9 protein-coding genes are annotated in these 8,767 nt (G+C 64.6%); 6 read left to right on the plus strand and 3 right to left on the minus strand.

Translation table 11 applies throughout. The features are described 5' to 3' along the window. Positions 1-300 precede the first annotated feature (300 nt). A complete protein-coding gene (locus tag QZ332_RS12145) occupies positions 301-1,245 on the plus strand; it encodes a helix-turn-helix domain-containing protein (protein ID WP_295765791.1) in 945 nt (314 codons plus the stop codon). Between the two features lie 67 nt (positions 1,246-1,312). Here QZ332_RS12145 and QZ332_RS12150 read toward each other — a convergent pair whose 3' ends face one another. The 3 genes from QZ332_RS12150 to QZ332_RS12160 all read right to left on the minus strand — a co-directional run bounded on the left by QZ332_RS12150 (position 1,313) and on the right by QZ332_RS12160 (position 4,359). Continuing rightward, a complete protein-coding gene (locus QZ332_RS12150) occupies positions 1,313-2,242 on the minus strand; it encodes a GTP-binding protein (RefSeq protein ID WP_295765794.1) in 930 nt (309 codons plus the stop codon). Between the two features lie 25 nt (positions 2,243-2,267). Next, complete coding sequence (locus QZ332_RS12155; RefSeq protein ID WP_295765797.1) at positions 2,268-3,383, minus strand: CobW family GTP-binding protein; 1,116 nt, start codon at positions 3,381-3,383, stop codon at positions 2,268-2,270. 79 nt (positions 3,384-3,462) lie between these two features. Next, a complete protein-coding gene (locus QZ332_RS12160; RefSeq protein WP_295765800.1) occupies positions 3,463-4,359 on the minus strand; it encodes a hypothetical protein in 897 nt (298 codons plus the stop codon). A 219-nt stretch (positions 4,360-4,578) separates the two neighbouring features. On the opposite strand from QZ332_RS12160, the gene QZ332_RS12165 reads away from it, so the two are divergent. The 5 genes from QZ332_RS12165 to QZ332_RS12185 all read left to right on the plus strand — a co-directional run bounded on the left by QZ332_RS12165 (position 4,579) and on the right by QZ332_RS12185 (position 8,613). Then, entirely contained in the window at positions 4,579-4,965 is a 387-nt protein-coding gene (locus QZ332_RS12165) for a GntR family transcriptional regulator (protein WP_295765803.1), read from the plus strand. Then, positions 4,952-5,647 carry an ABC transporter ATP-binding protein gene (locus QZ332_RS12170; protein ID WP_295765806.1) on the plus strand — a complete coding sequence of 232 codons (696 nt, stop codon included), beginning with the start codon at positions 4,952-4,954 and terminating at the stop codon, positions 5,645-5,647. Before QZ332_RS12165 ends, QZ332_RS12170 begins: the two co-directional genes overlap by 14 nt. Next, the gene (locus QZ332_RS12175; protein WP_295765809.1) at positions 5,641-6,459 is read left to right on the plus strand and encodes a hypothetical protein; all 819 of its coding nucleotides are present in this window, start codon (positions 5,641-5,643) and stop codon (positions 6,457-6,459) included. Before QZ332_RS12170 ends, QZ332_RS12175 begins: the two co-directional genes overlap by 7 nt. A 69-nt stretch (positions 6,460-6,528) precedes the next feature. Beyond that, a complete protein-coding gene (locus QZ332_RS12180) occupies positions 6,529-7,131 on the plus strand; it encodes a hypothetical protein (protein WP_295765812.1) in 603 nt (200 codons plus the stop codon). A 273-nt stretch (positions 7,132-7,404) separates the two neighbouring features. After that, entirely contained in the window at positions 7,405-8,613 is a 1,209-nt protein-coding gene (locus QZ332_RS12185; RefSeq protein ID WP_295765815.1) for an FprA family A-type flavoprotein, read from the plus strand. Positions 8,614-8,767 lie beyond the last annotated feature (154 nt).

Raw genomic sequence — 8,767 nt, forward strand, 5'->3', positions numbered from 1 at the left:
CGTTCCGCTTGCTCACGGCCAGCGGCCAGCCGGTGATGGGGGCCTGTCCGGCCCCGGGGGTCCTGGCGGCGGATGCACGTCTCCGGCCAGCGAAAGAAGGGCTCCGCGGTCCGCGGGGCCCCAACGTTTCCCTTCCCTATTATAATGGCAGTCCCGCCATAAGTAAAGGGGGAAGCGAAAATTCTTCCCGCCATTTACCGGGAGGCTTTCGGGACGGCGGGCCCCCGCCCCCACTCTACGGAGCATAGGGTGACATCCTCCCGCTTTTGTGCGATACTATGCCCAAAGGAGTTGAGGACGATGGACACGAAAGCCACCGGCGCGCTGATCGCGCAGCGGCGCAGACAGCTGGCCCTCAGCCAGGCGGAGCTGGCGGAGCGGCTCCACGTGACGGACAAGGCCGTCAGCCGCTGGGAGACCGGCCGGGGGATGCCCGGCCTGGACAGCCTGGAGCCCTTATCCAAGGCCCTGGGCCTGTCGGTCAGCGAGCTTTTGAGCGGGAAGGAACTGACAAGCGAGGAATTGCCGAAAACGGCGGGAGGACAACTCATGGAGAGCATGAAACGGGAAAAGCGGTGGAAGTGGCTGGCCTGGCTGGCCCTGGCGGCGGTGACGGCCCTGGCCGTCTGGGGCGTCGGCGTTTCCGTCCAGGCCCAGCGGGAGGCGGAACAGGCCCGGGCGCTGGCGGAGCAGGAGCGGGCGGAGCGCTGGGCCCACTACACCAGCTCCGTCGACCCCAACGAGGAGGGAGACGTGGCGGAGGCCACGGTGGACTATTTTAAGGAGCAGGGCATGGACACCCGGGTCGACCCCAAGAGCCTGCATGTCCGGGAGACGGTATCCCTGGGGGACTACATGGCCGTCCTCCTCTCGGACCGGGAGGGGGAGTGGTGCATGAGCTTCTGGCAGAAGGACGAGATCTACCGGGACGAGGAGGATGCCCAGGACCGCTACCGCATCCTGGGCGGCCGGTCCCGTATCGATCCGGGAGCCGATGGGCTCCTCCAGTGGAACTTCGGCACCCGGGAGCAGCCCGTCATCGTCGTCTCCGGCGTGGAGCTGCCGGAGGAGGCGTACTACTTTGAATATGGTGTCGACAACTGCTTCCTGAGGACCTGCGTGGACACCGACCTCCGGACTGCGCTGAACATTTCCCTCCTGGCCCTGCCCTTGATGGAGCAGCCGCATCCGACATGGGTCTCGCTCTACGACGTCAACGGGGCCTTCCTTCCCCGGGACCTGTAGTCGACAAGAGGGACTCCCCTCCGTACCACGACGGAGGGGAGCTTTTTTCGGCATATCACAGACGGTATCAGAAGGTCACCACGTCCTGGGCGGGCTTTTGGCAGGGGGCGATGGACAGCACGTGCATCACCGGGCCCTTGCCCTGGTAGGCGTCGTGCTTCTCCACGGCCATGCGGACGGTGACCTCCACCCAGTCCCGGTTTTTGTAGTCCTTCAGGCCCACGCCCTTGGCCACCAGCCCTAGGAACTGGATGTCGTTCTCGCAGCACACCATGGCGAAGCGGCCGGGGCAGTGGATCCCGGGGTACTTCTTGGAGTGGCACATGAGGAGCTTCATGTGGACCTCCTTCCCCGCCCAGCGGTCCGGGTGGTCCATCACGTCCACGTACCACACGCCGAAGTCGTCGTCGGGGACGTCCACCACCGGCTGGCTGAGGTCGAAGGGGCACTCGTCCCCGGTGAGGTAGTCCTCGCTGGTGCCGTCCACGTTCTCGAAGTAGATGTCCGCCCGGCGGTTCACCATGCGGAGGTTCCTCTTGCGCAGGGACTCCCGGAGCTCCGGTGTGGCCCGGTTGAACACCAGCAGGTCCGCGTTGACGATCTTCTCCATCATCAGCTGGCCCATGTTCTTGGCGTACAGCTCGAAGGTGGACGCCTCCACGAAGGTCATGATCTGGTAGAGCACCCAGTTGGCGGGGAGGACCTCCCGGTACAGCCGCTCCATCTGCCACATGCCGTTGTACTCGATGAGGACCTGCTTGGGCCGGTGCTCCTTCTCCAGCTCCTTCATCCGGGAGCAGGTCAGCTCCGCCTCGTCCCCGATGTCCACGACGGTCACGTTGTCCAGGGCCTTGGCGTCGTACTCCTCCTCCCCCTCCTCGCAGCGCAGGAGGAGGGTCTTGTCCTGGCGGGCGAAGCCGTCCTCCAGGACGCCGTTGATGAAATTGGTCTTGCCGGAGTCCAGGAACCCGGCGACCAGATAGACAGGGATATCCATGATAGCGTGAACTTCCTTTCGGGGCTTACAGGCCGAAGAGCTCGGACAGCCCGGCCTCCTCCAGCTCCGCGCCGATGACGCAGAGGCGGCCGGTGTAGTCCGGATGGCCGGCGCGGATCTCGTGCTCCTCGGGGACGTAGTCGAACTCGATCCACGTGCCGTCGCCGCCGTTCACGATGCCCTTGGCCCGGAGGATGCTGCCGTACCGGCCGGAGTCCAGGGCGGTGAGGATGGCCTCGATGCCCGCCTGGGTGAAGGCTTTGGGCGTCTCCCTGCCCCAGGAGGTGAAGACCTCGTCGGCATGGTGATGATGGTGGTGGCAGGAGCAGCTGGGGTCGTCGCACTCATGGCCGTGCTCATGGTCGTGGTCATGGTGATGGTCGTGCTCATGTTCATGGCCATGCTCATGGTCGTGGTGATGCTCATGCTCGTGTTCATGGTCATGCCCATGGTCGTGGTCGTGCTCATGGTGATGATGCGCGTGCTCCGCCTCCTCGGCCTCGTGCTCCGCCCGCATCTTCGCCAGCAGCTCGTCCGCAAGGGAGACCTTCTCGATGGCGGAGAGGATGGTCCTGCCGTCCAGGCTGTCCCAGGGCGTGGTGAGGATGGCCGCGTCCGGGTTCTTCTCCCGGAGCATGGCCACCGCCGCCTCCAGCTTCTCCTGGCTCAGCTTCTGGGTCCGGGAGAGGACGATGGTCCCGGCGGACTCGATCTGGTCGTTGTAGAACTCGCCGAAGTTCTTCATATAGACCTTCACCTTGGAGGCGTCCGCCACGGTGACGAAGCTGTTCAGCTTCAGGTCCGGGGCCTGGGCGGCGGTGTCCTCCACGGCCACGATCACGTCGCTGAGCTTGCCCACGCCGGAGGGCTCGATGAGGATGCGGTCCGGGTGGAACTGAGCCGCCACGTCCTTGAGGGCCTTGCTGAAGTCCCCCACCAGGGAGCAGCAGATGCAGCCGGAGGACATCTCGGAGATCTGGACGCCGGACTCCTTCAGGAAGCCGCCGTCGATGCTGATCTCGCCGAACTCGTTCTCGATGAGCACCAGCTTCTCGCCCCGGTAGGCCTCCGCCAGCAGCTTTTTGATGAGCGTGGTCTTGCCCGCCCCCAGGAACCCCGAGATGATGTCGATCTTAGTCATGCTATCAAGTCCTTTGCATAAAATTTATCCAACCACATCATACCATTTAATTCGAGGAATGCAACGGCGTAACAAAAATTTAACACGATCCCCCGCCGGGGCCCTCTCCGTTCTCCTCCTGGGCCTGCCGGAGGTAGTCGTGGTCCGCCGTCTTCTTGCTGGGGACGAAGCCCTGGGCCGCCGTGCGCGTGCGGCCCTTGCTCTTGGCGTAGAAGAAGCCGGTGACGGAGAAGACCACCGCGCCGATGAAATTGACGAACAGGTCCTTCATGGTGTCGATGAGGCCGATGTCCAGATAGCCGCCGAGCCCCAGGCTCTCGCCGTTGACGGCCACGTCCCGGATGCCGGGCAGGGCCACCACTTTGTTGGAGCGGGTCGCGTCCAGGCTGGCGGAATAGATGGCGTCGATCACCGTGTCCCGCTGCATGTCCGTGTGGAAGAACATGTCCATGCCGAACTCGAAGAACTCCCACAGCACGCCGATGGTCATGGAGAAGCAGAACGCCACCAGCGCCAAAAAGACGGGGGAGAGGTCGAAGGTGAGCCGCTCGTCGTCGTTGAGCAGGACCACCATGGAAAAGCCCACGGCGGCGGCCAGGAAGCCGTTGAGGGTGTGGAGCATGGTGTCCCAGTGGGGGACGACGACATAGAAGGCGTTGACCTCCCCCAGGACCTCCGCCGCGTAGATGAAGCACAGGACGGTGATCTCCAGCGCCGGGGGCAGCTCGATGTGGAGCTTGACCTGCACCCAGCTGGGCACATAGAGCAGCAGGTAGGCCAGGGCGCAGTAGAACGCGCTCTCATAGCCGCCCCGCATGATCTGCCGGACGAAGGCCACGATGGCCAGGGCCCGGAGGACATAGAAGACGATGAAGGAGCTCTTGTGCTCCCGCAGCTCTTTTTCCATGGCCTGGCGGAAGTCCCGCTTCTCCCGCTGCCGGGCCTGTTTCTGCTGCTGCTTGCTGAGTTTCGACATAGACGCCTCCTCGATCGATCTGCCGGCCGCGCTCCGGCGGTCCCCTGATTATAGCACAGCGGGGCGGCGCTTGCAAGGGCGGGAGGGCGCCCGGGGCCGGGGGCGGGGCGCCGTCTCCCCGCCGGTCCATAAAATTTTGCGCAGACCCCTTGACATTTCCGGATAATGTGCTATTGTATTAGTTGCGTAATACAAAAGGATGGGCAGGAGGTGCGCGAGATGCAATGGCAGTTTTCCAACGACGCCCCGATCTATACCCAGCTGATCTGGCAGGTGAAAGTGGGCATCGTCACCGGCGCGTTCCCCCCTGGGGAGCGATTGCCCTCCGTGCGGGATCTGGCCACCGAGGCCGGGGTCAACCCCAACACCATGCAGAGGGCGCTGGCGGAGCTGGAGCGGGACGGGCTGGTGTACAGCCAGCGGACCGCGGGCAGGTTTGTGACGGAGGACGATACTATGATAGACGCGGCGAAGCGGAGCCTCGCGGGACGGCATGTGAAGACGTTCCTGGAGGCCATGCTCCGGCTGGGGTTCCAGCGGGAGGAGATCATCGACCTGATCGGACAGGGATTGGGAGAGGAGGGCACGGACGATGCCGGTGCTTGAATGCAGGGGATTGACCAAGCGCTTTGGCCGGACCACGGCGCTGGAGGAAGTGGGGCTCACGATCGAGCCGGGCCGCATCGTGGGCCTGCTGGGCCCCAACGGCAGCGGGAAGACCACGCTGATCAAGCTGGCCAACGGCCTGCTGACCCCGGACGGGGGCTACATCGCCGTCTGCGGCGCGGCGCCGGGGAAGGAGAGCCACAGCCTGGTGAGCTACCTCCCGGAGCGGACGGCCATCCCGACCTGGATGTCCGCCAGGCAGCTTTTGGACTTCTACGGGGACTTTTACCAAGACTTCCGCCGGGACGCGGCGGAGGAGATGCTGGACCACCTGGGCATCCGGCCCGTCCAGACCATCAAGCAGATGTCCAAGGGCACGCGGGAGAAGGTGCAGCTCATCATGGTCATGAGCCGGGCGGCGAAGCTGTACCTGCTGGATGAGCCCATCGGCGGCGTGGACCCCGCCACCCGGGATTACATCCTCTCCACCATCATCGGCAACTACGACCCCCAGGCGGCGGTGGTGATCTCCACCCACCTGATCGCCGACGTGGAGAAGGTGCTGGACGAGGTCGTCTTCATCGACCAGGGGCGCGTCGTGCTCCAGTCCAGCGTGGACGGCATCCGGGAGGAGAAGGGCATGAGCGTGGACGCGCTGTTCCGGGAGGTGTTCAAATGCTGAGGAAATTGTTGAAGCACGAGTTCCGCGCCACGGGGCGCATCATGCTGCCCATGTATCTCATCCTGCTGGTGACGGCCGTGGGCTCCAACTTCGCCGGGAGGAGGATGATGGGCAGCCAGTCCAACATCCTGAACGTCCTGGCGGTGCTGATCGTCATGGCCTTCGGCTTCGCCATCGCGGGCGTGTTCGTCATGGCCTTCGTGCTGATGATCCAGCGGTTTTACAAGAACCTCCTGCAGGACGAGGGCTATCTGATGTTCACCCTCCCCGTCTCCGTCCACCAGCACATCTGGTCGAAGCTCATCGTCTCCGCCGTGTGGTTCATCGTGACGGTGCTGGCTGTCGTCCTGGCGGGGATGATCGTGGCCTATGACGTGGGCTTCCTGCGGGCCTTCTTCCACTTCCTGGGCGAGTTCTTCCAGGGCCTCCGGCTGCTGAAGATCAGCGAGGCCCTCAACGGCACGGTCTACCTGGCGGAGGCCGCCGTCCTGGTGTTCCTGGCCATGGCGGTGTTCTCCCTCCAGTTCTATGCCGCCCTGGCGGCGGGGCACAGCCGGCCCGACCACAAGATGGTCTGGTCCGTGGCGTGGTTCTTCGGCTTCCAGTTCGCCCTGCAGTTCCTGGGGTCCCTGCTGTTCATGGCCCTGGACCGTCTGAGGATCCCAAATTTCCTGAATATAGACTGGGACATGTCCGCCGCCGCGGCCATCCACATCGGGCTGCTGTTCATGATCGGGTGCGTGGTGGTCTATGGCGCGATCTTTTACGCCGTCACCGCGTTCTTCCTGGAAAAGCACCTGAACCTGGAGTGAGCGTCCTCCCGCGATGCCCGCATCACGGAGAGGACCGGAGGACGGCCGCCGGTCGAGGAGGAGATATCGATGAAGATGAAGAGATCCAGCATGCTTTGCGCCCTGGCCCTGACGCTGGCCCTGCTGTCCGGGTGTATGCCCGCCGTCGTGATGACTTCCCCCTGGGACGAGGGGTTCCAGGAAGACTGGGAGGAGTCCATGGAGGAGCTGGAGGACGGCTGGGAGGAGTGGAAGGACGCCTGGGACCGCCGGGAGGAGGACCGCGGCGGCAAGGACCATCATTGGAAGATCTTGGACGTGTCGGACGGGGAGCCCGCCGCCACAGAGGCCGGGACCGTCACGGATGAGGAGCGGATCGAGGCCCTGGACGATCTGCTCGGCGACGACGGCAGCTGGAAGATCCGGACGGCCGGGGATCCCGGCGGCCCGGCCTGCAGCTACGTCTACTGCCAGCAGGAGACCCTGAAGGCCGGGCAGGAGCCCGAGGACCGGGAGTATGAGGACCTGATGCGCTTCACCGTCTCGGAGTCGGAGGACGTGGTGACCGTGACGATCCTGGAAGATCTGCCCTCTGTGCTGGGGGTGGACCTGGGGGACCTGCTGACCTTCACCTTCGACGTCCCGGCGGAGACGGCGGAGGCCCTGCGGGATCCCGGACAGTTTTTGGGATGATCCGCAAAGGCGCGCCCGGCGGGCGCGTCCCGGCCGGCTGGAACGACCTCCCCACCGGCGGGGCGGGCCTTCCGGACCTCCGAAAAGGCTTGGAGGACGTACGATCGAGCGCGAGAGGGGCCCGTCCCGGGCCCCTCTCCCTCTTTTTTGACGGCCCGGGGGGCGTGCCTGGGAGGCACGTCCTCCCCGTGCCTGTCAAACCCTTGACAAACCGGACGATCTGGAGTAGATTAACCTTGCGAAAGCCATCATGCATAAAGGAGATCGAACGTCATGTATTGTGTACGGAACATCACGCCGGATGTACTTATGATCGGCGGGTCGGACCGGCGGCTCAGCCTGTTCGAGAACGTTTATCCCATCCCCCGGGGCGTCAGCTACAACGCCTACCTGATCCTGGACGAGAAGACCGTCCTGCTGGACACGGCGGACAGCGCCGTGGGCTCCCACTTTTATGAGAACCTGGAGCATGCCCTCCAGGGCCGCCCCCTGGACTATGTGGTCGTCGACCACATGGAGCCGGACCACTGCTCGACCCTGGGGGCGGTGCTCCGCACCCATCCCAAGGCCCAGGTGGTGGCCAGCGCCAAGGCCATCTCCATGATCGGGCAGTTCTTCGACGCCGACGTCACGGACCGCTGCGTCACCGTGAAGGAGGGGGACACCCTCTCCACCGGGCGGCATGCCCTCACCTTCGTCATGGCCCCCATGGTCCACTGGCCGGAGGTCATGGTGAGCTATGACGCCGCCGATAAGATCTTGTTCTCCGCCGACGCCTTCGGCACCTTCGGCGCGCTGAACGGGAACCTCTTCGCCGACGAGGTGAGGTTCGAGGCCGAGTGGCTCCCCGACGCCCGGCGGTACTATACCAACATCGTGGGCAAGTACGGCGCGCAGGTCCAGGCCCTGCTGAAAAAGGCGGCGGGACTGGACATCCGGTACCTCTGCCCCCTCCACGGCCCCATCTGGCGCAAGGACATCGAGTGGTTCGTGGAGAAATACCAGCGCTGGAGCAGCTATACGCCCGAGGACCGGACCGCCGCCATCTTCTGCGGCTCCGTCTACGGCAACACGGAGAACGCCGCCGAGATCCTGGCCGCCCGGCTGGCGGACAAGGGCGTGCGGGACGTGCGGCTGTACGACGTGTCCCACACCCATGTCTCCGATCTGGTGGCCGAGGCGTTCCGGTGCAGCCACCTGGTCTTCGCCTCCGCCACGTATAACGGCGAGATCTATACGCCGATGGATAACTTCCTCCGGGACCTGAAGTCCCACGGCCTGCGGGGCCGGACGGTGGGCCTCATCGAGAACGGCACCTGGGCCGCCGTGTCCGGCAAGCAGATGAAGGAGCTGCTGGGGAGCATGAAGGACATGACCGTCCTGGAGGGGACGGTCAGCCTGAAGTCCACCGTGAAGGACGCCCAGCGGCAGGAGCTGGAGGCCCTGGCGGACACGCTGGCGGCGGACATCCTGGCCGGATGATGCGAAAGAGCGAAAATGCGAGAAAGAGGCCGGCGTGGGGCTCCCCACGCCGGCCAGCCTGTCGAAAAAGGAGAGGGGACGACATCGACGGGAAGGGAGAGAGTTACGAGAGGGACCCAGGAAGGGTCCCTTTCGTTTTCGATAAAAAAGGTTT

The sequence above is a fragment of the uncultured Oscillibacter sp. genome (genome assembly GCF_910584465.1).
Taxonomy (GTDB): Bacteria; Bacillota; Clostridia; order Oscillospirales; family Oscillospiraceae; genus Oscillibacter.

Bases quoted from the DNA above. Each gene is read 5' to 3' on its own strand.
- QZ332_RS12150 (WP_295765794.1), bottom strand. From the start codon at position 2,242: ATGGATATCCCTGTCTATCTGGTCGCCGGGTTCCTGGACTCCGGCAAG.
- QZ332_RS12180 (WP_295765812.1), top strand. From the start codon at position 6,529: ATGAAGATGAAGAGATCCAGCATGCTTTGCGCCCTGGCCCTGACGCTG.
- QZ332_RS12160 (WP_295765800.1), bottom strand. From the start codon at position 4,359: ATGTCGAAACTCAGCAAGCAGCAGCAGAAACAGGCCCGGCAGCGGGAG.
- QZ332_RS12170 (WP_295765806.1), top strand. From the start codon at position 4,952: ATGCCGGTGCTTGAATGCAGGGGATTGACCAAGCGCTTTGGCCGGACC.
- QZ332_RS12145 (WP_295765791.1), top strand. From the start codon at position 301: ATGGACACGAAAGCCACCGGCGCGCTGATCGCGCAGCGGCGCAGACAG.
- QZ332_RS12175 (WP_295765809.1), top strand. From the start codon at position 5,641: ATGCTGAGGAAATTGTTGAAGCACGAGTTCCGCGCCACGGGGCGCATC.
- QZ332_RS12185 (WP_295765815.1), top strand. From the start codon at position 7,405: ATGTATTGTGTACGGAACATCACGCCGGATGTACTTATGATCGGCGGG.
- QZ332_RS12165 (WP_295765803.1), top strand. From the start codon at position 4,579: ATGCAATGGCAGTTTTCCAACGACGCCCCGATCTATACCCAGCTGATC.
- QZ332_RS12155 (WP_295765797.1), bottom strand. From the start codon at position 3,383: ATGACTAAGATCGACATCATCTCGGGGTTCCTGGGGGCGGGCAAGACC.